Source organism: Paraburkholderia nodosa, assembly GCF_001718195.1.
Taxonomy (GTDB): domain Bacteria; phylum Pseudomonadota; class Gammaproteobacteria; order Burkholderiales; family Burkholderiaceae; genus Paraburkholderia; species Paraburkholderia nodosa_A.
Window position 1 is genome coordinate 106,608 of the sequence record NZ_MCNV01000010.1, and the last position, 23,696, is coordinate 130,303.

A 23,696-nucleotide genomic window follows, 5' to 3' on the forward strand; every position below is an offset into this window, starting at 1 on the left:
TTTCGATGCGCGAGTTGCAGGCCATGCTGGGCGTTTCCCGGAGGGTGGTATCGGGCCTCATTGCTGCAGGATTCGTCAACCCGTCACGCGGACCGCGAAACGCCTACCGCTTCACGTTCCAGGACGTCGTGCTGCTGCGTACGGCGTTGCAGCTGCGCGATGCGCGTATTCCACCGCGCAAGATCATCATGGCGCTCACGCGGCTCAGAGACGAGTTGCCCGATCAGTTACCGCTTACGGGGATTCGCGTATCGGCAGTCGGCAACGACGTGGCCGTGCGAACGGGTCCTTCGCAGTGGGATGCCGCCACCGGTCAGTTCCTGCTGGATTTCGAAGTGGCGCAGATCAAGGGCGATGTCGTGTTTCTCGACTCGGCGCCTGCTCAAAAGAATCTCGCGCATCAGGCGCAGGAGTGGTACGACCTCGGCGAACAGTTGAGAGCATCCGATGTGAACGGCGCTGAACGGGCGTACAAGAAGGCTATCGCGCTATCGCCGCAACCTTTTTATCCTGCCTACGTTGACCTGGGCGCGCTGCTGTGTGAACTCGAATCCCGGTGCGAAGATGCGCTGCATGTATTCGATGAGGCGTTGGCTCACTTTCCCGACGATGCCGTGTTGCACTTCAATCGCGCGATTGCGTTCGAGGAGCTGGGACGCTTCGAAGACGCCGAGCGAAGCTATATGCGCTGCCTCGAACTCGACCCGACGTACGCGGACGCTCACCACAACCTGGCCATGCTGCTCGAAAGACGTGGCGACCCGCAGGGTTTGGTTCGTCATTTGAGCGCGTATCGACGGTTGACTACCTAGACCGTGCAGAAGGTGGCAAGTTGGCCGGCATGTGCGCAAAAACACAGCTTTCCCCGCACAGACCGCGACAACCCCGCCTCAAACCGTCGCCACCAGAATCGACTCCCCGCTAGCCGGCCTCAGCCCATCGCTTCGTCCTGCGAAGTAAAGTGCGGTGAGATCCGCGGTCGAAACATGACGCGCATTGCGCAACCCGGCCTCGCTTGCCAGCGCAAGCATCTCATCGGGCGCGAAAAAGCTCACGAACGGCGTACCCGCCGCCTTCGCGCGTTCATACACGGCGGCATGCTGCGAGCGCTCGGGCTCGTTGATGAGTTCGAGCGGCAGGAGGAAGGTCATGACGAGCGTCGAGCCCGGTGCGAGCTGCGCGATCTGCCGCAACGTCGCGAGGTTCGCCTCGCGCGTGAGATACATGGAAACGCCCGTCGAGGCGATCACCGCGGGACTCGCGGCATCGAACCCTGCCGCGGCGAGCCGTTCCCACCACGTCTCGCCGGCTTCGAAATCCACCGGCACGAAGCGCAGCCACGCCTGCTCGCGATACCCCAGCTCCATGAGCCGCTGACGCTTCCATGTCTGCGTGCCCGGCTTGTCCACTTCGTACACGTGCAGGCGCGAGGCGATTTCGGGGTGGCGCTGGGCGAACGTGTCGAGTCCCGCGCCGAGAAGCACGTACTGGCGGGCGAGCCCGTTAGCGGTCTGTTCGGCGACAAGGTCTTCGACAAAGCGCGCGCGCCCGACGATCGAGGCACGATAACCGCGCGTCCCTTCAGGGTGCATATCGGGCCGCTCGCGCCAGTTCGACTCCGGTGCGGCGATCTGCATGCCGGTTTCGTCTTCGAGCACGTGGGGCGCATCGTCGACCTGGACGTGCAGCGCGCGCCACAGCGCGACGCGAATGGCGGTGCTGTCGGGAGCGGCGGGATGGCTGGCGGGCATGGTTCGGTCCTCTCGCGCGGGTTTCGTCGCACGATTATCGCGCGCCTGGCTCGCGGCCGTGTGTCCCGTAGATGTCGGCGCTCACCTGCCGCAACGCCTCGATCATCACGCTCGCCGCGGGCGTGAGGAGGCCGTCCGCGCGCGTGATGATGCCGAAGTCGTCCATCTGGCAATCCATCGGCACGGGCAGGATCGCGACCATGCCGTGCGCCGCGTAGTAGCGCGCCACGTCTTCGGTGAGCACGGCGATCATGTCGCTTTGCTCCAGCACGCGAGTGATGAACAGCAGCGCGGGTGTCTCGACCACGTTCGATGGGGGCGCGAGGCTCGCGCGCTGGAACATCAGCTCGAAGCGGTGGCGCAGCACGCTGCCAACGGGCGGCACGACCCACGTGGCGCGCGCGATGTCGGCGAGCGCGATCGGTCGGGCTTCGTCCTGCGCCGCCACGAGCATGGGGTGCCCCGGCCGGACCACGGCGCACACGGGCTCGCCCGCGAGCGGTTCGTAACGCAACTGGAGCTTGTCGTGCTCGGCGGACAGGCGGCCCAGCACCACGTCGAGCTTGTCTTGCGCCAGGTGTTCGAGCAGCACGTTGCTGGCGTCGATCTCCACGGAGACGCGCAGGTTCGCATGCGTGCGCTTGACCGCCGCAACGGCCGCCGGCAGCACGCGCACGCCCGGCGAGGTGATCGCGCCCACCGCCACGTGGCCAAGGCGCCCGGCCTTGAGCGCGCTCAGTTCCTCCTGCGCCTGGTCCAGGCTGCCGAGCACGGCGCGCGCGTGGCGGATCAGCGCGTCGCCGTACAGCGTGGGCCGCATGCCGCGCGGCATGCGTTCGAACAGCACCGCGCCGAGCATGTCTTCGAGCTCGCGCAGGAGCTTCGAGGCGGCGGGCTGCGTCATGTTCAGCGCCGCCGCCGCGCGGTGAATGTTACCTTCCTCCGCCAGCGCCACGACGAGGAGCAATTGCCGCGTTTTCAGCCGCGTGCGCACGTACCAGGGGCTCGTATCGAGCATGTCTCCGCCTGATTTCCCAAATAGTTTTAGGTGTTTATACCAATGCCGATTTCGATATCGGAAGCGTCCATTATTTCATTAGGAGGTTATCAGACTTCTCCGTAGACTGTCCCGAATCCATCGCTCGAAGCACTCGGCGAACTACTCGCTCTACACAACGAACACGATGTCGGATACCAAACCCAAACTGCGCTCCCAACAGTGGTTCGGCACCACGGACAAGAACGGCTTCATGTACCGAAGCTGGATGAAGAATCAAGGCATTCCCGATCACGAATTCGATGGTCGCCCGATCATCGGCATCTGCAACACCTGGTCGGAACTCACGCCCTGCAATGCGCATTTCCGCAAGCTCGCCGAGCACGTGAAGCGCGGCATTTATGAAGCGGGCGGCTTCCCGGTCGAATTCCCGGTGTTCTCGAACGGCGAATCGAACCTGCGTCCCTCGGCGATGCTCACGCGCAATCTCGCCTCCATGGACGTGGAAGAGGCGATTCGCGGCAACCCCATCGACGCCGTCGTGCTGCTGTGCGGCTGCGACAAGACCACGCCCGCGCTGCTGATGGGCGCGGCGAGCGTGGACGTGCCCGCCATCGTCGTGACCGGCGGCCCGATGCTCAACGGCAAGCACGAAGGCCGTGACATCGGCTCCGGCACGGTCGTCTGGAGGCTGCACGAGGAGCTGAAGGCGGGCGAGATCAACCTGCATCAGTTCCTTTCGGCCGAAGCGGGCATGTCGCGCTCGGCGGGCACCTGCAACACCATGGGCACTGCCTCGACGATGGCCTGCATGGCCGAATCGCTCGGCGTTTCGCTGCCGCACAACGCCGCGATTCCCGCCGTCGATTCGCGCCGCTACGTGCTCGCGCACATGTCGGGCATCCGCATCGTGCAGATGGCGCTGGAAGACCTGAAGCTCTCGAAGGTCCTCACGCGTGAAGCGTTCGAGAACGCCATCCGCACCAACGCCGCGATTGGCGGCTCGACCAACGCCGTGATTCACCTGAAGGCGATTGCCGGGCGCATCGGCGTCGATCTCGAACTGGAAGACTGGCAGCGCATTGGCCGCAACACGCCGACCATCGTCGATCTGCAGCCGTCGGGCCGCTTCCTGATGGAAGAGTTCTATTACGCGGGCGGCCTGCCGGCGGTGCTGCGCCGGCTCGGCGAAGCGAACCTCCTGCCGCATCCCAATGCGCTCACGGTCAACGGCAAGTCCATCTGGGACAACGTGCGCGAGGCGCCCAATTACAACGATGAAGTGATCCGTCAACTCGACAACCCATTGATCGCGGACGGCGGCATCTGTATCCTGCGCGGCAATCTCGCGCCGCGCGGCGCCGTGCTCAAGCCTTCGGCGGCCACGCCCGAGCTGCTCAAGCATCGGGGCCGCGCCGTGGTGTTCGAAAACTTCGACCACTACAAGGCGACGATCGCCGACGAGTCGCTCGATGTCGACAAGGACTCCATCCTCGTGATGAAGAACTGCGGCCCGCGCGGCTACCCCGGCATGGCCGAGGTCGGCAACATGGGCCTGCCGCCCAAGCTGCTGCGCCAGGGCGTGAAGGACATGGTGCGCATTTCCGACGCGCGCATGAGCGGCACGGCTTACGGCACGGTGGTCCTGCACGTGGCGCCCGAAGCGGCGGCGGGCGGCCCGCTCGCGGCGGTGCGCAACGGCGACTGGATCGAGCTGGACTGCGAATCGGGTCGCCTGCATCTGGACATCAGCGACGAGGAACTCGCGCGCCGTCTGAGCGATGTCGATCCGGCGGCCGCGCCCGGCGTGGCGGAGCAGCTGGGCAAGGGCGGTTACGCGCGCCTTTACGTCGATCACGTGCTGCAGGCCGACGAGGGTTGCGACCTCGACTTCCTCGTGGGCAAGCGCGGGGCGGCGGTGCCGCGGCATTCGCACTGAGCGGTTGATGCAATGAGCCAGGGCGCGCCGGCGCGCTGAGCGCAGCAAAAGAGAAGAAACGAGCCTGGAGACACGATGACGAACCCGCAGGTGCTGCAACACGAAAGCCCCGCTGCAATGGTAAGCGCCAGCAGCGAGGAAAAGCACATCGTCGGCCATATCGCGCGCCGGCTGCTGCCTTTTCTCGCGCTGATCTATGTGGTGGCGTACGTCGATCGCACCGTGGTCGGCTTCGCGAAGCTGCACATGAACGCGGCCGTGGGCCTGTCCGACGCCGCCTACGGCCTGGGCGCGGGCCTCTTCTTCATCGGTTATTTCCTCTGCGAAGTGCCGAGCAATCTCGCGCTCGCGCGCTTCGGCGCGCGCGTGTGGTTCGCGCGCATCCTCTTCACGTGGGGCGTGATCACGATGCTGATGGCGCTCGTGAGCGGCCCGAAGAGCTTTTACGCGTTGCGCTTTCTACTTGGCGCGGCGGAGGCCGGGCTCTATCCCGGCATTCTGTATTTCCTCACGCAGTGGTTCCCCATGCGCCACCGCGCGCGCGTGATCGGCCTGCTCGTGCTCGCGCAGCCCATCGCCGGCATCGTCACGGGCCCGATCGCGGGCGCGCTGCTCGAAACGCACGGCTTTTTCGGCATGTCGAGCTGGCAGACGCTCTTCGTCGTGAGCGGCCTGCCTGCCGTGCTGCTGTGCATTCCCACGCTGCGTCTGTTGCCCGAATCGCCCGCGCATGCACGCTGGCTCGACGACACAGAGCGCCGCTGGATCGCGCGCGAACTTGCCGCCGACCAGCGCACCTACCGCCTCGACACGCATCGCAACCCATTCAGCGCGCTCAAGGACCGCCGCGTGCTGCTGCTTGCGCTGCTGTTCCTGCCGTTTCCGCTGTGCATCTATGGTTTGTCGCTCTGGTTGCCTACCATTATCAAGGCGTTCGGCGTGAGCGATTCCACGGCGGGCCTGCTTTCCGCGGTGCCGTATCTGTTCGCGGTGGTGGGCTTGCTGATCGTGCCGCGCCATTCGGACAAGCATCGCGAACGCTACGGCCACATCGTCGTGGTCTCGGGCGTCGCGGCGCTGACGATGGCCGCGAGCGCGTGGTTTCACGCGCCGGCGCTGCAACTGCTGTTCATCTGCCTGACCGCTTTTTCGATCTACTCGATTCAGGCCGTGGTCTGGGCGCTGCCCGGCGAGTTCCTCACCGGCGCGAGCGCGGCCGTGGGGATCGCGACGATCAACTCGCTCGCGAATCTCGGCGGCTATCTCGGCCCCTATGGCATCGGGCTCATCAAGGACGCGACGGGCAGCCTGGCGGCCGGGCTTTACTTTCTCGCGGCCACGCTGGTGTTCGCGGTGCTCGTGACGTTCGCCGTGCGCGCGGTGCTGCGCACGCCTCGCCGCAGCACGGGAGAGCTGGCGAGCGAATCGTAAAGGCGCGGCCTGACACTCTTTCTCAAGCAGGACTGAAGACATGACTACGAGCCGTACGCCCCGATTCAGGGGCATTTTCCCCGTCGTGCCGACCACGTTCACCGAAACGGGCGAACTGGATCTGGCAAGCCAGAAGCGCGCCGTCGATTTCATGATCGACGCGGGCTCGGACGGCCTGTGCATTCTCGCGAACTTCTCGGAGCAGTTCTCGCTCTCCGACGACGAGCGCGAAGTCATCACGCGTACCGTACTCGAGCACGTGGCAGGCCGCGTGCCCGTGATCGTGACGACCACGCACTACGGCACGCCGGTTGCCGCCGCACGCAGCAAGCGCGCGCAGGAGCAGGGCGCGGCGATGGTGATGCTCATGCCGCCGTACCACGGCGCGACATTCCGCGTGCCCGAGCAGCAGATTTACGACTTCTACGCGCGCGTGTCCGATGCGATCGACATTCCGATCATGATCCAGGACGCGCCTGCGAGCGGCACGGTGCTCTCCGCCCCGTTCCTCGCGCGCATGGCCCGCGAGATCGAGCAGGTCTCGTACTTCAAGATCGAAACGCCGGGCGCGGCAAACAAGCTGCGCGAGCTGATCAAGCTGGCGGGCGAGGCCGTCGAAGGCCCGTGGGACGGCGAAGAAGCCATTACGTTGCTCGCGGACCTGAACGCCGGCGCGACCGGCTCGATGACGGGCGGCGGCTTCCCGGACGGTATTCGCCCGATTATCGTAGCCCACCGCGAAGGCCGCACCGACGACGCATTCGCGCTCTACCAGAAGTGGCTGCCGCTCATCAATCACGAAAACCGCCAGGCGGGCATGCTCGCCTGCAAGTCGCTGATGAAGGAAGGCGGCGTAATCGAGTGCGAACTGCCGCGCCACCCGCTGCCCGCGATGCATCCCGCGACGCGCGCCGAACTGATCGACATTGCGCGCCGCCTCGATCCGCTCGTGTTGCGCTGGGGTAAATAAATCATTCGTCATGCAGAATAAAAAATCTCCCTGAAAAGAAGGGGCGGAGATACGTCATGAAAGCGTCCTATACGTTGGGTATCGTCGGCGTGGGCAAGATTGCGCGCGACCAGCATCTGCCCGCCATCGCGGGCAATCCCGGCTTCGAACTCGTCGCGAGCGCGAGCCGCAACGCGCAGGTCGAGAACGTGCGCAACTACAAGGACATCGGTGCGCTGCTGGCCGCCGAGTCCGATCTCGACGCGGTGTCGCTGTGCGCGCCGCCGCAGGTGCGCTACGCGCAGGCGCGCGCCGCGCTCGAAGCGGGCAAGCACGTCATGCTCGAAAAGCCGCCTGGCGCGAGCGTGAGCGAAGTCGAGGCGCTGCGCGAACTCGCGCAAAAGCGCGGCCGCACGCTGTTCACCACGTGGCATTCGCGCTGCGCGAGCGCCGTCGAACCCGCGCGCGCGTGGCTCGCCGAGCGCACCATTCGCGCCGTGCACGTGCGCTGGAAGGAAGACGTGCGCCGCTGGCATCCGGGTCAGCAGTGGATCTGGGAACCGGGCGGCCTCGGCGTGTTCGATCCGGGCATCAACGCGCTTTCCATCGTCACGCGCATCCTGCCGCGCGAAGTGCTGCTGCAGGGCGCGACGCTGCATGTGCCGAGCGATTGCTCGACGCCGATCGCAGCCGAACTCGATTGCATCGACACCGATGGCGTGCCCGTGCGCGCCGAGTTCGACTGGCGCCACGGTCCGGTCGAGCAATGGGAAATCGATGTGGAGACCACGGACGGCCTGCTCTCGATCGCGCAAGGCGGCAAGCGCCTCGCGATTGCGGGCGAGCCGGTCGCGCTCGACGCGGAACGGGAATATGCGGCGCTCTATGAGCGTTTTCACTGGTTGATCGCCCACGGCACCGACGACGTGGACGTGCGCCCGCTGCGCCTCGTGGCGGACGCGTTCCTGCTCGGCAGGCACGTCGAAGTCGAGGCCTTCGGGCATTAAAGACGCTTCTTTCAAGCATTACACACGCAGCACACCACACCTGAGGAGACAGGAGCATGACCAGCAAGATCCGCCGTTTGACCCTTCGTGCCGCATTCGCGGCGATGTGCATCGCCCCGCTCGGCATGAACGTGGCGGCGCACGCCGACTCGCCCGTGAAGATCGGCTTCCTCGTGAAGATGCCGGAGCAGGCATGGTTCATCAACGAGCAGAAGGCCGCTACGGCACTCGGCCAGAAAGAGAACTTCTCGGTGGTGAACATCGGCACGCCGGACGGCGAGAAGGTGCTCGCCGCCATCGACAACCTCGGCGCGCAAGGCGCACAAGGCTTCGTGATCTGCGCGCCGGACGTGCGTCTCGGACCGGCCATCCAGGCGCGCGCCAAGCGCTACAACATGAAGTTCGTGACGGTGGACGACCAGCTCGTCGACTCGTCGGGCAAGCCGATCGCCAGCGTGCCGCACCTCGGTATGTCGGCGCTCAAGATCGGCAATCAGGTCGGCCAGGCGATCACCGACGAAATGAAGCGCCGCGGCTGGAAGCCGGAAGAAGTGGGCGCACTGCGTATCACCGACTATGAACTGCCCACGGCGAAGCTGCGCACGGACGGCGCGACGCAATCGCTGCTGGCCGGCGGCTTCAAGAAGGAAAACATCTTCGACGCCCCGCAAAAGACCACCGACGACGAAGGCGGCTTCAATGCGGCGTCGCCGGTGCTCGCCCAGCATCCGAACATCAAGAAGTGGGTGGTGTTCGCGCTCAACGAGGAAAGCGTGCTGGGCGCCGTGCGCGCGACCGAACAGCTGCACATTCCGTCGGCTGACGTGATCGGCGTGGGCATCAACGGCGCGGGCGAAGCGTTCGCCGAGTTCCAGAAGAAGCAGCCTACGGGCTTCTACGGCACGATCGCCGTGAGCTCGACGAACCACGGCAAGGAAAGCGCCGAGAACCTCGTCGAGTGGATCCGCGACGGCAAGCAGCCGGCCGCCGACACGCAGACCACCGGCAAGCTGATGACGCGCGACAACTGGACGGCCGTGCGCAGCGAGCTGGGTATCTAAGGACTGCGTAGAAGACTGAGGCGAAGCAAAGGGCAGGGATGCAATGACTGAAACGATGACTGATGCGAACGCGCAAGCGAACGCGGTGAAGGGCGCTCAACAGGGGAATCGCGCGTACCTGGAGCTCGACGGCATTACCGTGAGCTTCCCGGGCGTGCGCGCGCTCGACCGCGTGGCGCTGGAAGTGCGTGCCGGCGAAGTGCACGGCTTGATGGGCGAGAACGGCGCGGGCAAATCCACGCTGCTCAAGGTGCTCTCGGGCGTGAACCAGCCGCAGGAAGGCACGCTCGAGCTGAATGGCGTGGAGCACCGCTTCACGACCACGAAGGCGGCGCTCGAAGCGGGTATCGCGATCATCTATCAGGAACTGCATCTCGTGCCCGAGCTGACGGTGGCGGAAAACCTGATGCTCGGGCAGTTGCCCAATCGCCTCGGCGTGCTCGACGAAGGCACGCTCGTCAAGCGCGCGATGGATGAACTCAAGCGGCTTGGCGAGCGCATCGATCCGCGCACGCCGGTGAAGAATCTCTCCATCGGCCAGCGCCAGATGATCGAGATCGGCAAGGCGCTCATGCGCGACGCGCGCGTGATCGCCTTCGACGAACCGACCAGCTCGCTCTCGGCGCGCGAGACGGAGAACCTCTTTCGCATCATCAACGCGCTGCGCGCGGATGGCCGCGCGATCATCTACGTCACGCACCGCATGGACGAAGTCTATGAGCTCTGCGACCGCGTGACGGTGTTCCGCGACGGCAAGCGCATCGAGACGTTCGATTCGGTAGCCGATCTCGACCGCAATCGCCTGATCGCGGCGATGGTGGGCCGCTCGATCGAGGACGTGTACGGCTATCGTCCGCGCCAGGCGGGAGACGTGCTGATCGAAGCGAAGGGCCTGCTGGGTCCCGGCCTGGCCGAGCCGGTATCGTTTACGGCGCGGCGCGGCGAGATCGTCGGCTTCTTCGGGCTCGTGGGCGCCGGGCGCTCGGAACTCATGAAGCTGATCTACGGCGCGACGCGCGCCAGCGCGGGGCATGTCGAACTCGACGGCAAGCGCGTCAATTTCGCGAGCCCCCGCGACGCCGTGCGCGCGGGCCTCGCACTATGCCCCGAGGACCGCAAGCAGGAAGGCATCGTCGCGATCGCCTCGGTGGCCGACAACCTCAACATCAGCGCGCGCCGCCACTTCAGCCCCGCGCGCTTCCTCCTCGACGCGCGGCGCGAGCGCGATCTCGCGCAGGACTACATCAAGAAGCTCGCGATCAAGACGCGCAACGGCGACACGGCCATCGGCACGCTCTCGGGCGGCAACCAGCAGAAGGTGATTCTGTCGCGCTGGCTCGCCGAGCGCATCGAGGTGTTCCTGATGGACGAGCCCACGCGCGGCATCGACGTGGGCGCGCGCGCCGAGATCTACAACCTGCTGTACGAGCTCGCCGAAGCGGGCAAGACCGTGATCATGGTGTCGAGCGACCTGGCCGAAGTGATCGGCGTGTCGGACCGCATCATCGTCATGCGCGAAGGCCGGATTGCCGGCAGCCTGCCGAAGGCCGAAGCTTCGCCCGACGAACTGATCAAGATGGCGCTGCCGCGCTGAAATCCTTTTTGTAACGATGAACCAGAAATGAGTGAAGCCATGCAGCCACAGGGCACGCCTACCGTCAACGAAGCCGCCGCGCCGATTACCCCCCAGCGCGCGCGGGCGTGGGACATGATCAACAAATCGGGCATCGTGGTGGTGTTCGTGGTGCTGTTCGCGGTGCTATCCGCCACGGTGCCCGACTTCCTCACGACCCGCAACATTCAGGGCCTGCTGCTCTCCGTCACGCTGATCGGCTCGATTGCCGTCACGATGATGTTCGTGCTCGCGCTGGGCGAGGTCGATCTTTCGGTCGCCTCGATCGTGGCGTTCGCGGGCGTGGTGGCCTCCACGGTCATCACGCAGTCGCATAGCGTGCTGCTCGGCATTACGGCCGGCGTGCTCGCGGGCGGCGCGGTCGGGCTCGTGAACGGCGTGCTGATCGCGCGCTTCAAGATCAACTCGCTGATCGCCACGCTCGCGATGATGGAAGCGGTGCGCGGCCTCGCCTTCCTCACCTCGAACGGCGACGCCGTGATGATCTCCGAAGAGCGCTTCTTCGATCTGGGCGGCGGCTCGTTCCTGGGCATCTCGTACCCGATCTGGAGCAACATCATCGGTTTCGTGGTGTTCGGTTTCCTGCTCAAGAAAACCGTGTTCGGCAAGAACGTGCTCGCGGTGGGCGGCAATAGCGAAGCGGCGCGCCTGGCCGGCCTGCCGGTCACGCGCATCAAGATCACGGTGTTCGTGCTGCAAGGGCTCATTACGGGCTTCGCGGGCGTGATGCTGGCCTCGCGCATGAGCCTCGGCGACCCGAAGACTTCGGTGGGCCTCGAACTCGGCGTGATCTCGGCCTGCGTGCTGGGCGGCGTGTCGCTCACGGGCGGCGTGGCGACGATCTCGGGCGTCCTGGTGGGCGTGCTCATCATGGGCGCGGTGCAGGACGCCATGAGCCTCATGAACGTGCCGACGTTCTATCAGTACCTGATTCGCGGCGGCATCCTGCTGCTCGCGGTGCTGTTCGACCAGTTCCGTCGCAGCAAGCGGGCGGTGTGAGGCAAGCGCACGTCAATGGGCCGCGCAATGCGGCCCAGGTGCGGCGGCGCTTCAGTCTGCAAGCCTCAGGTTTCCAGCCCCGCCCCGCCCAGAATCGACTTGGCGTCGGCGCGCGCATTGTCGAGTTGCACGACGCTCGCCTGCCGCGCCGCAAGCGCGTCGCCGTGCTCGATGGCCGTGAGAATCGCCTTGTGGCGCGGCAACGAAAGGGCGTGTGTGTTGGGATGGCGGCTCGTGAGCTTGATCGACTCGGAAAGCGCGAGCGAGAGCATGTTGCCGATGTACGCCAGCATGTTGTTATGCGTGGCGGCCATGATCGCGCGGTGGAATTCCAGATCGGGTTCGAGCAGGTCGGCGGCAGTCTCCGCCTGCTCCATGCGGGCGTAGGCCGCGGTGATGCGGGCGCGGTCTTCGTCGTTTGCTGAAATCGCGGCAAGTGCCGCGGCGGCGGGTTCGATGATCTGCCGCACGGTCATGAGCGAGCGGAAGAACTCGCCTTCGGGAATGCTGTTGACGGTCCAGTACAGCACGTCGGGGTCGAGCATGTGCCATTCTTCGCGCGGGCGAACGACACTGCCCACGCGCGGCTTCGACACCACGAGACCCTTGGCGACCAGCACGCGCGTGGCCTCGCGCAGCACGGGCCGGCTCACGCCGTAGGTTTCGCACAGCGTGGGTTCGGGCGGCAGGCGCTGCCCGGGGGCGAGCGTGCCGCCTACGATCTGCATGCCGAGCTCCTGCACGATGCGCGCGTGCATGCTCTTGCGTTTCTCTAGATTGCGGTAATCCATGATTGTCCGGCCGGGGGCTACCCGATCGGAGCGTCCCCCCTGTATGTGGGAACCATTACGCGCTGGTGGTGCGCATGGCCCGATATTCCCGCCGCACGATATCCATCAGTTCAGCCACCGATGTATTGGCGCTGTGCTGCTCGTATGTCACGCGGCCTCGCTGCATCAACATGATGCGATCCGCAATATCGAGCGTCTGCGCATAGTTGTGCATGATCATGATAATCGATAGGCCGCCTTTTTCCTTCAAACGCATGATGAGATCGATGATCAGACCCGCTTCGCGCGCTCCCATCGCGGCGAGCGGCTCATCGAGCAACAGGATTTTTGCGTTCGAATGCACGGCGCGCGCCACCGCGATCGCCTGGCGCTGACCACCCGAAAGCCGCTCCACAGGCAGGTCCACGGAGGGTACGTGCACGCCGATGTCGTCGAGCAGTTGCGCCGCGCGCTGGCGCATCTGCTTGTGATCGAGCAATTTGAAGGGCCCGCGCCGCACAATCTCGCGGTTCAGGAACATGTTGTGGTAAATGCTCAGCGAATTCGCCAGCGCGAGGTCCTGATAAACACATTCGATGCCGAGCGAGCGCGCATGGTCCACCGAGCGCAGCAGCGTCTCGCTGCCGTCGATCTGCAGTGTGCCGCTCGTTTGCTGATGAAAACCCGTGAGGATTTTCACGAGCGTGGACTTGCCCGCGCCGTTGTCGCCGAGAATGCCGAGGATTTCGCCGCGGCCGAGCGTGAGCGAAACGCCGTCGAGCGCCGTGACCGCGCCGAAGCGCTTGACGATGTTCTCGCCGCGCACCGCGAGCGGGGCGTTGGCCGTGGCGGTTGCGCCGCCGGGGGAGGCTTGCGATTCGTCCATCATCGGCTCCCTTTGCGGCGCAGGCGCCCAACGTGGATGTTGAAGACCATGGCGGCGAGAATCGCGGCGCCGAGGATGATGTTGAAGGTGAACGCGTTGATGCCGATGAGCGTGAAGCCGTCGTTGAGAATGCCGAGCACCGCTGCGCCGATCAGGCCGCCCACGATCGTGCCCGAGCCGCCCGTGAGCGGCGTGCCGCCGATCACGGCCGAAGCCACGGCGAGGAACATGATCTGGTTGCCGCCCGCCTGCGGGTCGATCGAGGTGATGCGAAAGCCTTCCAGAATGCCGGTGAAGCCCGCGAGCACGGCGGCAATGATGAAATTGCCGAGGCGCAGCCGGTTCACGTGAATACCAGCCTCGCTCGCGCCCAGCGGATTCGCGCCGGCCGCCTGCGTATGCAGGCCCCAGCGCGTGTGGCGCAGCAGCACGTGCATGGCAAACGCGATGACGATAGTCCAGAGGATCTCGCTATAGCCCCACGCGCCCATGAAGGCCGCGAATTCGGGCGAACCCGGCGTCTGCACCGGGGTGCCGCGCGAAACGGTGAGCGTGATGCCGTTGATGAGGAAGAGCGTGCCGAGCGTCGTGACGAACGAGGGCAGACGCAGCCACACGGTCACGGCCCCGTTCACGAAGCCGACGATGCCCGCGGCCACGAGCCCCGCGATCACGGCGAGCCACATGGGCGCGCCCGCGTCGTTGGCGAACACCATCATGAACGGCGCGAAGGCGAACACCATGCCGGCTGAAAGATCGATGTCGCCGCCGATCATCAGCATGATTTCGCCGAACGCGATGATCGCCACCGGCGCGATGAACTGCGAGAGGTTGACGAGACTCGCGTTGGTGAGCAGGAAATCCCGGTTGGAAAACTCGAAGTATGCCGCGAGGATCATCGCCACGAGCAGAATACGCAGCTCGGGCGCCCACGCGGAGAGCCATTGCCCGCGCGGGCGGGCAACAGCCCGCGCGGAGACTTCAGCCTTGCCGGTTTCGTTCACAGAGTTCATCACTCGTAGTTCATTGCACTGGGTTCATTACGACTTGATCGCACCGCTCATCGGCACGATTTGCGGCTTGGTGGTCTTGCCTTCGAAACGCGTCGAGGTATTGAGGTACGGCTCGACGGTTTCCTTCGTCACGAACTTCAGACCCGTGTTCGTGTCGGCCGGCCCGACCAGACCGCCCGAGGCGAGCGTCACGAACGCCTGCATCACCGTATAGAAGCCCTGCACGTACGGCTGCTGGTCGATCGTGAAGTCGAGATAGCCTTCGTGGATGAGCTGGACCGTGGTCGGCAGCAGGTCGAAGCCGCCGCCGTGCACGCCCTTCGAGGGCAGGTTGTTTTCCTTCATCACCTGCGCGACGCCCTGCGTGCTGCCCGCATCGACAGCGAACATGCCCTTCAGGTCCTGGTGGCCCAGGTAGAACGACTTGATCTTCGAGAGCTCCTCGTTGACGGTCGCGCCCGTGGCCACGGTCTGGATGTCGATCTTCTTGCCGGACTTCTTGATGGCGTCGCTCGCTCCGTCCAGACGCGGCTGGATATTGAGCTGGCCAGGCGTGGCGATGAAGAGGCCGACGAGGCCGCTGTCGATCAGGCTCACGATACGCTCGCCCATCTGGTAGCCCGAGAGATACAGGTCCTGGCCGATATAGGCAAGCCGCGGGTTCTTCTTGCCGCGCGGCGCGTCGGCGTTATAGGCGAAGACCGGAATGCCCGCGTCGAGCGCCGCCTGAATGGGCTTGTCGAAAGCGGTGGGGTCGACGATCGGCACCGCGATCGCGTCGGCCTTTGCGGCGATGGCCGAATTCACGGCACGCACCATTTCGCCCGCGTCGGACGTGGCCGAGCCGGTCCACTGGTAGTCCATGTTGAGCAGCGAGCACGCGTCCTGAATGCCGTATTGCGTCGGCACGAAGAACGGATTCGTGGTGACGTGATTGACGAACACGATCTTCCACTTCTTGTGCGAAGGGAAGCCCGATTCGGCGGCCTGCGCCGTGGAAATGAATCCGCCGCCGCCAACCGCACCGAGCAGCGATAGCGCCGCGCCCAGTCCCGCACCCTGCATCAGGCCGCGCCGGCCCGTGTCGATCAAGCCCTTACCGTCTTTTGCGTCATCCCGATCCTGCGCCATGTTTTCCTCCGGTCTTGTCATCGTGGTCGATGTAGGCGACTTTTCGTCGAAAAGCGTGCAGATACTGGCCAGTACCGGGGGAACGCGCTAGACATCCGCAGCGAACATGGGTTCGCCAGGCGCCGACGGTACCGCAAAAATCTTAGTGCAGCGTGATGAGGCCTCCTAATCCATGTATACCCGTAACTACTCCATACGCGCTGCCATGGCGACGATCGTCCATGACAAGCGGCTTACGCACCGCCCTTCGCCTCCTGCATGTGCGGCGGCGGGCTGGCGAGCTTGGCCTGGTCCATCGGCGCGGCGGCTTGCGGCCGCGTGGTGCGCGGGGCGCCGCGTCCTGTGCCGGTGGACTTGCGGCGCGCGGCGTGGCGCTCGGTTGCGCGCTGCATGAGGCAGAACGCGCAGAGCAGCGCGCCGATCACGATGCGCGTCCACCATGAACTGAGCGTGCCGTCGAAGGTAATGAGCGTCTGGATCGTGCCCAGAATGCCCACGCCGAACACCGAGCCGATCACATAGCCCACGCCGCCCGTGAGCAGCGTGCCGCCGATCACGGTCGCGGCGATGGCGTCGAGTTCCATGCCTTGCGCCTGCAGCCCGTAGCCCGACAGCACGTAGAGCGTAAACACCACGCCGCCGAGCGCCGAGCAAAAGCCCGAGAGCGCGTACACGCCGATCTTGGTGCGCGCCACCGGCAGGCCCATGAGCAGCGCGGAGCGCTCGTTGCCGCCGATCGCGTAGACGTTGCGCCCAAAGCGCGTGAAGTGCGCGATGACGATGCCCGCAACGAGCATGGCGATGGCCGTGAGCGAACCGGTGGTGAGCGAGCCGCTGCCCACCGGAATGTTGAATTCGGAGAGCGCGTGAAAACCGGGGTCGTTGATCTGGATGGATTCGGTGGTGATGAGAAAGCAGGTGCCGCGCGCGAGGAACATGCCCGCGAGCGTGATGATGAAGGGCTGCAGCCGGAAGAAGTGGATCAGCGCGCCCATTGCCGCGCCGTACAGCGCGCCGCAGAGCAATACGAGCGGCACGACCACGAGCACGGGCCAGTGCAGTTTTTCGGTGCCCACGGCGCAGAGAATCGTCGTGAGCGCGACCACGGCGCCCACCGAGAGATCGATGCCGCCCGAGATGATCACGAATGTCATGCCGATGGCGACGATCAGCAGGAACGCGTTGTCGACCAGCAGCCCGAAGGCCACCTGAAGCGAGAAGAAACCGGTGTACATGACCGAGCCGAAGCCGAACAGCACGGCAAACAGCACGACGGTCACGACGATGGGCAGCACGCGCGGATCGACGAAGCGGGTGGCGCCGCGCCGGCACGCTGCGAGCGTGTTCGAAAAGGACAGGGCAGGGCGGTTCATGCTCGGCTTCCCCCGAATGGGTGCGCTCGTGCTCAGGCGCGCGCGCGGCGCGCGAGAGCGATGCGTTTGAGTTGTTGAAAAGCGAAGGTGCGCGCGGCGGGCGACTGGATCAGGCACACGAGCAGCACGACCACGGCCTTCACGACGAGCGTGGCCTCGGGCGGCACGCCGATCGAATAGGTGGTGTAGGTGAGCGTCTGGATAATGAGCGCGCCGAGCACCGTGCCCGCGAGACTGAAGCGCCCGCCCAGCAGCGACGTGCCGCCGAGCGTTACGGCGAGAATGGCGTCGAGTTCGAGCAGAAGGCCCGCGTTGTTGCCGTCCGCGCTGCGCACGTTCGAACTGATGAGAATGCCGGCGATCGCGGCGGTCACGCCGCAGAACGCGTACGCGCCGAACACCACGGCTTGCGACGACAGGCCCGCAAGTCGCGCGGCCACCGGATTCACGCCGATCGAGCGGATGAACAGGCCGAGCGCCGTGCGGTTGACGATCAGCGCGGTGAGCGCGGTCACGGCAATCGCGATCCACACGGCGCACGGGATCAGCGCGAAATAGCCGCCGCCCGCGACGAGATAACCGGGCGCGCCGATGGGGATGATCTGGCCGCCCGTGAGCAGCTGCGCCACCCCGCGGCCCGCCACCATCAGGATGAGCGTGGCGATGATCGGCTGCATGCCGACGAACGCGACGAGCAGCCCGTTCCAGATGCCGGCGAGCAGGCCCACCGCGAGCGCCGCGCCGAACGCGAGGCCCACGCGCGAAGGATCGGCGGCGAGCACCGTGGCGGCCGCCGCACCCGCGATCGCCACGACTGCGCCCACGGAAATGTCGATGCCGCGCGTGGCGATCACGAGCGTCATGCCGAGCGACACCACGACGAGCGGCGCGGCGCGCATGAGGATGTCGATGGGCGCGCCGAACAGGTGGCCGCCCAGCATCGTGATCGAGAGGAAGTTGCCGCGATGCACGACGTCGACGACGAAAAGCGCGATGAGCGTTACCGCGGGCCACACCAGCGGATGCCGGATGACGAGCGAAAGCCAGACGGGGAGGGCGGGGCGCGTCATCGACGGTCTCCGGCAATGAGGTCGTAGACTTCGTGCTCCGAGCGCGCCGCGCCCGAAAGCTCGGCCACCTTGCGCCGGTCGCGCAGCACGGCGATGCGGTCGGAGACACGCACCACCTCGCTGATCTCCGACGAAATGAACAGGATGCCGAGGCCCTTTGCGCAAAGCGCGCGCACGCGGTCCATGATTTCGAACTTGGCGGCCACGTCGATGCCGCGTGTGGGTTCGTCGAGTATCAGCAACCGCGGTTTGGTCGCGAGCCAGCGCGCGAGCAGCACCTTCTGCTGGTTGCCGCCCGAAAGCAGGCCAATGGGCTGTTCGGCGTCGCGCGCCTTGATGCCGAGTTGCTCGATATATTCGTTGGCCAGTTCGCGCTGGCGCGAGCGCCGTATCATGCGCCACCAGCCGAGTTGCGCCTGCAGCGCAAGCACGATGTTTTCGCGGATCGACAGATCGGCGACGATGCCTTCCTTCTTGCGGTCTTCGGGACAGTAGGCCATGCCGTGGCGCACGGCGTCTCGCGGCGAAGAAAGCTTCACCGCTTTGCCGTTGATATGCAGCGTTCCCGCATCGGCTTTGTCCGCGCCGAACAGCAGGCGGGCGGTTTCCGTGCGGCCCGAGCCGAGCAGGCCAGCGAGGCCGAGAATCTGGCCCGGCTGCACTTCCAGATCGAGCGGATTGAGCACGCCGCGGCGCGCCACGCCTTGCGCCGCAAGATACGGTTCGGCGTTCGTTGCCGCCGTCTCGCCGTGCACCGTTTCGGCTTGCGTGAGCCGCTCGCCCGCGTTCTGCAGGCCCACCATTTTCGCGACCAGCGTTTGCACCGGCAGGTCGGCGGCGAGATATTCGCCTTCGCGCTCGCCGTTGCGCATCACCGTGATGCGATCGGAGATCGCATAGGTCTGCTCGAGAAAATGCGTGACGAACAGGATCGCAATGCCCGACGCTTTCAGCTTGCGCAGCACGTCGAACAGGCGCGCGACTTCGCCTTCGTCGAGGCTCGAAGTCGGTTCGTCGAGAATCAGAATGCGCGCATCGACGGACACCGCGCGCGCAATCGCCACCATCTGCTGCATCGCAATGGGGTAGGTGTCGAGCGACTGCGTGACGTCGAGAGAGAGATTCAGTTGCGCGAGCGCTTCTTCTGCGCGGCGATGAATCGTTTTCCAGTCGATCAGGCCGAGGCCACGCTTGCGCGGCTGGCGGCCCGCGAAAATGTTCTCCGCAACCGAGAGGTTCGGGCAGAGATTGACCTCCTGGTAGAGCGTCTGGATGCCGGCGGCTTCCGCCATCTGCGGCGTCGGGAAGTGCACCGCCTCGCCCGCGAGGCGTATCTCGCCCGCCTCGGGCTGGTGCACGCCGGTCAGCACGTTGATGAGCGTGGACTTGCCGGCGCCGTTCTGCCCCATCAGCGTATGGATTTCGCCGGGGTACAGACGAAAATCGACCCGGTCGAGCGCACGCACGCCGGGGAAGGTTCGGGTAAGACCGACGGTTTCGAGTATCGGGGCAACGCTCATAAGCAACCGTGAAAGAGGCCAGAGCGCGCGGTATGCTGAGTCAACTCCTTAAATACTAAGGGCAACGAAGCACGCCGCGCCGCTTGCAGCGAAGTTTAGTACTTGCGCGACGGGAGCACCTGTGCCGCCACGTCCTCCGGGAACACCGTTTCGTTCGTCACGATGCGCTTGGGCAACTGCTTGCCCGCCACGACGTCCTTCACGGCGCTCATGAGCTGCGGCCCGAGCAGCGGGCTGCACTCCACGTCGACATTCATCTTGCCGGCGATCATCGCCTGGAAGCCGCCCTTGGTGGCGTCGAACGACACGACGCTGATGTCCTTGCCCGGCTTCATGCCGGCTTCTTCCATGGCCTGGATCGCGCCGAGCGCCATGTCGTCGTTATGCGCGTAGACCACGTTGATCTTGTTTCCATACGTCTTCGCGAATGCTTCCATGACCTGCTTGCCGCCGGCCAGCGTGAAGTCGCCGCTTTGCGACGCGATGATCTTGAACTTCGGATCGTTCTTGATCACTTCCATGAGGCCCGAATGACGGTCGTTGGCCGGTGCGGAACCCACGGTGCCTTGCAGTTCGACGATATTGATCGGGCCGGGGTTGTCCTTGTAGTGATCTTCAAGCCACTTGCCCGCGCGGCGGCCTTCTTCCATGAAGTCCGAGCCGATCATCGTCACGTAGAGCGACTGATCCTTCACGTCGATGTTGCGGTCCGTGAGGATCACGGGAATCTTGGCGCGCCTGGCCTCCTGCAGCACCGGCTCCCAGCCCGATTCGACCACGGGCGAGAACGCGATCACGTCCACCTTCTGGGCGATATACGAGCGGATCGCCTTGATCTGGTTTTCCTGCTTCTGCTGGGCGTCCGAGAACTTGAGGTTGATACCGGCGTCTTTGGCGGCCTGTTTGACCGACACCGTGTTTGCCGTGCGCCAGGCGCTTTCCGCGCCGACCTGCGCAAAACCCAGCGTAATCTGCTTGTCTTCGGCGTGTGCGACACCCGCCGCCAACGAGAAAGCGGCCGCCGCAGCGACCAACCCGCTTACCATGCGTGTTGCCAGTTTCATGCGTGTCTCCGATGTAGCTCTGTGCGTTGTATTTCTTTAATTCATGGCGCTACACCCGCGTCCATCACGGCCGGACAGTATCACGAGAAGTATCGCGCCATCCCTGGCCTTCGGTTATATCCTCTCGGTATACCGTTGGCCGCCCCTGCTGACCACAATAGACAAACTATATGCAACGACCAGAACGGTTTCGATTAGCGTTTTCCCGATAATCGCAGTCCATATAGTCATGCTATTTATAGGACTTTCTCACTAAGTGGGCAAAGCCATGAACACCCGTAAGCCCAAGCTTCGCTCGGCCGCGTGGTTCGGCACCACGGATAAAAACGGCTTCATGTACCGGAGCTGGATGAAGAATCAAGGAATACCGGATCATGAGTTCGCCGGCAAGCCGATTATCGGCATTTGCAATACGTGGTCGGAACTCACGCCGTGTAACGCGCACTTTCGCAAGCTCGCAGAGCACGTCAAGCGCGGCGTCTATGAAGCCGGTGGATTTCCGGTCGAGTTTCCCGTGTTCTCGAACGGTGAGTCGAACCTGCGGCCCACGGCCATGTTCACACGCAACCTCGCTTCGATGGATGTTGAGGAATCCATACGAGGCAATCCAGTCGATGCCGTCGTGCTGCTGGTCGGCTGCGACAAGACCACGCCCGCATTGCTGATGGGCGCGGCCAGTTGCGACGTCCCTGCGATTGCCGTGACCGGCGGCCCGATGCTCAACGGCAAGCACGAAGGGCGCGATATCGGTTCGGGCACGGTGGTGTGGCAACTGAGCGAGCAGGTGAAGGCGGGCAAGATTTCGATCCACGAGTTCATGTCGGCGGAGTCGGGCATGTCGCGCTCGGCGGGCACCTGCAACACCATGGGTACGGCTTCGACGATGGCGTGCATGGCCGAAGCGCTGGGCGTCACGCTGCCGCACAACGCGGCGATTCCGGCCGTGGACGCGCGCCGCTACGTGCTCGCGCACATGTCGGGCATGCGTATCGTGGAGATGGCGCTCGAAGACCTGCGCCTCTCGAAGCTGCTCACGCGCGCGGCGTTCGAAAACGCCATTCGCACGAACGCGGCGATCGGCGGCTCGACCAATGCGGCGATCCACCTGAAAGCGATCGCGGGACGCATCGGCGTGCCGCTCGAACTCGACGACTGGACGCGCATCGGGCAAGGTACGCCGACCCTCGTCGACCTGCAGCCTTCGGGCCGCTTTCTGATGGAGGAGTTCTATTACGCGGGCGGCTTGCCCGCCGTGCTGCGGCGCCTCGGCGAAGCGAATCTGCTGCCGCATCCCGATGCGCTCACGGCGAACGGCAAAACGCTGTGGGAAAACGTGCGCGAAGCGCCCATTCACAATGCCGAAGTGATTCGCCCGCTCGACAATCCGCTCGTCAAAGACGGCGCGCTGTGCGTGCTGCGCGGCAATCTCGCACCGAACGGCGCGGTGTTGAAGCCGTCGGCGGCCACGCAGAAGCTGTTGAAACATCGCGGGCCCGCCGTGGTGTTCGAGAACTTCGACGACTACAAGGCGCGCATCGGCGACCCCGATCTCGACGTCACGGCCGATTCCGTGCTCGTCTTGAAGAACTGCGGGCCCAAGGGTTATCCGGGCATGGCTGAGGTGGGCAACATGGGCCTGCCGCCCAAGCTGCTTGCGCAGGGCGTGACCGACATGGTGCGCGTGTCGGACGCGCGCATGAGTGGCACGGCGTACGGCACGGTGGTGCTGCACGTGGCCCCTGAAGCGCGTGCGGGCGGCCCGCTCGCGATCGTGCGGGACGGCGACTGGATCGAGCTGGACTGCGAGGAGGGCGTATTGCGCGTGGATATCAGCGACGAGGCGATCGTCGCGCGGCTCGACGAGTGGGCTGCGAACCAGCGGCCCATCCCCGCCGATCGCAGCGGTTATCGCAAGCTTTATGTCGAGCACGTGTTGCAGGCCGACGAGGGCTGCGATTTCGACTTCCTGGTGGGTTGCCGCGGCTCGGACGTGCCGAGCCACTCGCATTGACATTCGGAATCCGTATCAAATCGCGCAGCGCCTGAAGGCGTAACCATCAAGCCGCCTTCGGCGCGCGCTCGTCGGCGCCGAGGCAATTCAGACCCATGAGCGTCGCCTCGACGGCTTCGTCGAGCGGCGTATGCGGCTCGCGCCCGAGTTCGCGGACGAGGCGGGCGTTGTCGAGCTGCAACGGCTCGCTCCACAAATAGCGCATCTCCATCAGTTCGCGCAGCGTCGTCACGAAGGGCGAGATGGCGCGCATGAAGGCCCAGGCGAAGGGCTTGCTCTGCGGCTTCAGTCCGTGACGCCGGGCGACGCGGCAGATCGCTTCGACGAACTGCGAGCCATCGGCGTCCCAGTGGCCGGCCATGTGGAACACTGCGAACGCGGGCAGCGTGTCGCGCCGCTCGATCAGTTCGAGCATCGTACGCGCGACATCGGGCACGTACGACCACGCGTGGCCCACGCCGCGCGTCCCCGGCTGGCGTACGACCTGCACCGGCTCGTCACGCTTCACGATCCCTTGCGCAAACCAGCTGTTGCCCACGTGCGGCCCGAAAAAGTCGCCCGCACGCACGACGATCGAGCGCACGCCATGCTCGCTCGCGGCCCGCATGCGCCGCTCCAGTTCCACGCGAATCGCGCCCTTGCGCGTGAGCGGCTGCTGGGGCGAATCTTCACGCAGTACCGGGAAGGTGTCGGGCCCGAAGTTGTAGATGGTGCCCGGCAGCACGACGGTCGCGCCCACGGCGGCCGCGGCGGCGAGCGTGTTGTCGATCATCGGCAGCACGACTTCCGCCCAGCGCCGGTATCCGGGCGGGTTCACGGCGTGCACGATCACCGCGCAACCCTGCGCGGCGCGTACCACCGCTTCGTGCGAGAGCGCGTCGCCGTCGACCCAGTCGATGGCGCCGGCGGCAGCCGTGCCCGGCGCACCGCCGCGCCGCAGCGCGCGGACTTGCCAGCCGGCGTCGAGCAACTGGCGCGCGACTTCGCTGCCGATTCCGCCGCTGGCGCCGAGTACGAGTGCGCGGTTCTGTCGATTGATGGGGGTGGCGTTCATGCGGGTTCTCCTGACGGGTGAGCGGTGATGAGGGGCA

General features: G+C 65.2%; 20 protein-coding genes. 9 read left to right on the forward strand and 11 right to left on the reverse strand.

Annotation, left to right across the window (positions count from 1 at the left end; genetic code table 11):
- Positions 1-5: 5 nt before the first annotated feature.
- Complete coding sequence (locus BFD71_RS18915) at positions 6-812, forward strand: tetratricopeptide repeat protein (protein WP_176732914.1); 807 nt, start codon at positions 6-8, stop codon at positions 810-812.
- A 78-nt stretch (positions 813-890) separates the two neighbouring features.
- Here the strand turns inward: BFD71_RS18915 and BFD71_RS18920 are convergent, their stop codons facing one another.
- The gene (locus tag BFD71_RS18920) at positions 891-1,751 is read right to left on the reverse strand and encodes a class I SAM-dependent methyltransferase (RefSeq protein ID WP_069265826.1); all 861 of its coding nucleotides are present in this window, start codon (positions 1,749-1,751) and stop codon (positions 891-893) included.
- A gap of 34 nt (positions 1,752-1,785) precedes the next feature.
- On the reverse strand, positions 1,786-2,769 hold the full coding sequence (locus BFD71_RS18925; RefSeq protein ID WP_069265827.1) for a LysR substrate-binding domain-containing protein: 984 nt from the start codon (positions 2,767-2,769) through the stop codon (positions 1,786-1,788).
- Positions 2,770-2,935: 166 nt separating this feature from the next.
- Between BFD71_RS18925 and BFD71_RS18930 the strand changes: the two genes are divergently transcribed.
- The 7 genes from BFD71_RS18930 to araH all read left to right on the forward strand — a co-directional run bounded on the left by BFD71_RS18930 (position 2,936) and on the right by araH (position 11,767).
- The gene (locus BFD71_RS18930) at positions 2,936-4,687 is read left to right on the forward strand and encodes an IlvD/Edd family dehydratase (RefSeq protein ID WP_069265828.1); all 1,752 of its coding nucleotides are present in this window, start codon (positions 2,936-2,938) and stop codon (positions 4,685-4,687) included.
- Between the two features lie 75 nt (positions 4,688-4,762).
- Positions 4,763-6,118: an MFS transporter gene (locus BFD71_RS18935; protein WP_069265829.1), complete on the forward strand. Its 1,356-nt coding sequence runs from the start codon at positions 4,763-4,765 to the stop codon at positions 6,116-6,118.
- A gap of 40 nt (positions 6,119-6,158) precedes the next feature.
- Complete coding sequence (locus BFD71_RS18940; RefSeq protein WP_069265830.1) at positions 6,159-7,088, forward strand: dihydrodipicolinate synthase family protein; 930 nt, start codon at positions 6,159-6,161, stop codon at positions 7,086-7,088.
- Between the two features lie 56 nt (positions 7,089-7,144).
- Positions 7,145-8,074, forward strand: a complete 930-nt coding sequence (locus tag BFD71_RS18945) for a Gfo/Idh/MocA family protein (protein ID WP_069265831.1) — start codon at positions 7,145-7,147, stop codon at positions 8,072-8,074.
- 56 nt (positions 8,075-8,130) lie between these two features.
- On the forward strand, positions 8,131-9,135 hold the full coding sequence (locus BFD71_RS18950; protein WP_069265832.1) for an arabinose ABC transporter substrate-binding protein: 1,005 nt from the start codon (positions 8,131-8,133) through the stop codon (positions 9,133-9,135).
- Positions 9,136-9,190: 55 nt separating this feature from the next.
- Positions 9,191-10,729, forward strand: coding sequence for an L-arabinose ABC transporter ATP-binding protein AraG (araG, locus tag BFD71_RS18955; protein WP_141710724.1), 1,539 nt, complete (start codon positions 9,191-9,193; stop codon positions 10,727-10,729).
- Between the two features lie 27 nt (positions 10,730-10,756).
- Positions 10,757-11,767 carry an L-arabinose ABC transporter permease AraH gene (gene araH, locus BFD71_RS18960; RefSeq protein WP_069265834.1) on the forward strand — a complete coding sequence of 337 codons (1,011 nt, stop codon included), beginning with the start codon at positions 10,757-10,759 and terminating at the stop codon, positions 11,765-11,767.
- Positions 11,768-11,832: 65 nt separating this feature from the next.
- Here the strand turns inward: araH and BFD71_RS18965 are convergent, their stop codons facing one another.
- The 8 genes from BFD71_RS18965 to BFD71_RS19000 all read right to left on the reverse strand — a co-directional run bounded on the left by BFD71_RS18965 (position 11,833) and on the right by BFD71_RS19000 (position 20,576).
- On the reverse strand, positions 11,833-12,558 hold the full coding sequence (locus BFD71_RS18965; RefSeq protein ID WP_069265835.1) for a FadR/GntR family transcriptional regulator: 726 nt from the start codon (positions 12,556-12,558) through the stop codon (positions 11,833-11,835).
- A 55-nt stretch (positions 12,559-12,613) separates the two neighbouring features.
- A complete protein-coding gene (locus BFD71_RS18970; protein ID WP_069265836.1) occupies positions 12,614-13,423 on the reverse strand; it encodes an ATP-binding cassette domain-containing protein in 810 nt (269 codons plus the stop codon).
- Complete coding sequence (locus BFD71_RS18975) at positions 13,423-14,436, reverse strand: ABC transporter permease (protein ID WP_069265837.1); 1,014 nt, start codon at positions 14,434-14,436, stop codon at positions 13,423-13,425. Before BFD71_RS18975 ends, BFD71_RS18970 begins: the two co-directional genes overlap by 1 nt.
- Before the next feature lie 27 nt (positions 14,437-14,463).
- Positions 14,464-15,567 (reverse strand): sugar ABC transporter substrate-binding protein, encoded by a 1,104-nt coding sequence (locus BFD71_RS18980; protein ID WP_069265838.1) that lies wholly within the window; start codon positions 15,565-15,567, stop codon positions 14,464-14,466.
- 233 nt (positions 15,568-15,800) lie between these two features.
- Positions 15,801-16,940 (reverse strand): galactofuranose ABC transporter, permease protein YjfF, encoded by a 1,140-nt coding sequence (gene yjfF / locus BFD71_RS18985; RefSeq protein ID WP_083245333.1) that lies wholly within the window; start codon positions 16,938-16,940, stop codon positions 15,801-15,803.
- A 32-nt stretch (positions 16,941-16,972) separates the two neighbouring features.
- A complete protein-coding gene (locus BFD71_RS18990; RefSeq protein ID WP_069265839.1) occupies positions 16,973-18,010 on the reverse strand; it encodes an ABC transporter permease in 1,038 nt (345 codons plus the stop codon).
- Positions 18,007-19,530: a sugar ABC transporter ATP-binding protein gene (locus BFD71_RS18995; RefSeq protein ID WP_069265840.1), complete on the reverse strand. Its 1,524-nt coding sequence runs from the start codon at positions 19,528-19,530 to the stop codon at positions 18,007-18,009. Before BFD71_RS18995 ends, BFD71_RS18990 begins: the two co-directional genes overlap by 4 nt.
- 95 nt (positions 19,531-19,625) lie before the next feature.
- Positions 19,626-20,576 carry an ABC transporter substrate-binding protein gene (locus BFD71_RS19000; protein WP_370684291.1) on the reverse strand — a complete coding sequence of 317 codons (951 nt, stop codon included), beginning with the start codon at positions 20,574-20,576 and terminating at the stop codon, positions 19,626-19,628.
- Positions 20,577-20,862: 286 nt separating this feature from the next.
- Here BFD71_RS19000 and BFD71_RS19005 point away from each other — a divergent pair, with 286 nt between their 5' ends.
- On the forward strand, positions 20,863-22,605 hold the full coding sequence (locus tag BFD71_RS19005; protein ID WP_069265842.1) for an IlvD/Edd family dehydratase: 1,743 nt from the start codon (positions 20,863-20,865) through the stop codon (positions 22,603-22,605).
- A 46-nt stretch (positions 22,606-22,651) separates the two neighbouring features.
- Here the strand turns inward: BFD71_RS19005 and BFD71_RS19010 are convergent, their stop codons facing one another.
- Entirely contained in the window at positions 22,652-23,659 is a 1,008-nt protein-coding gene (locus BFD71_RS19010; RefSeq protein WP_069265843.1) for an NAD-dependent epimerase/dehydratase family protein, read from the reverse strand.
- Positions 23,660-23,696: the final 37 nt, after the last annotated feature.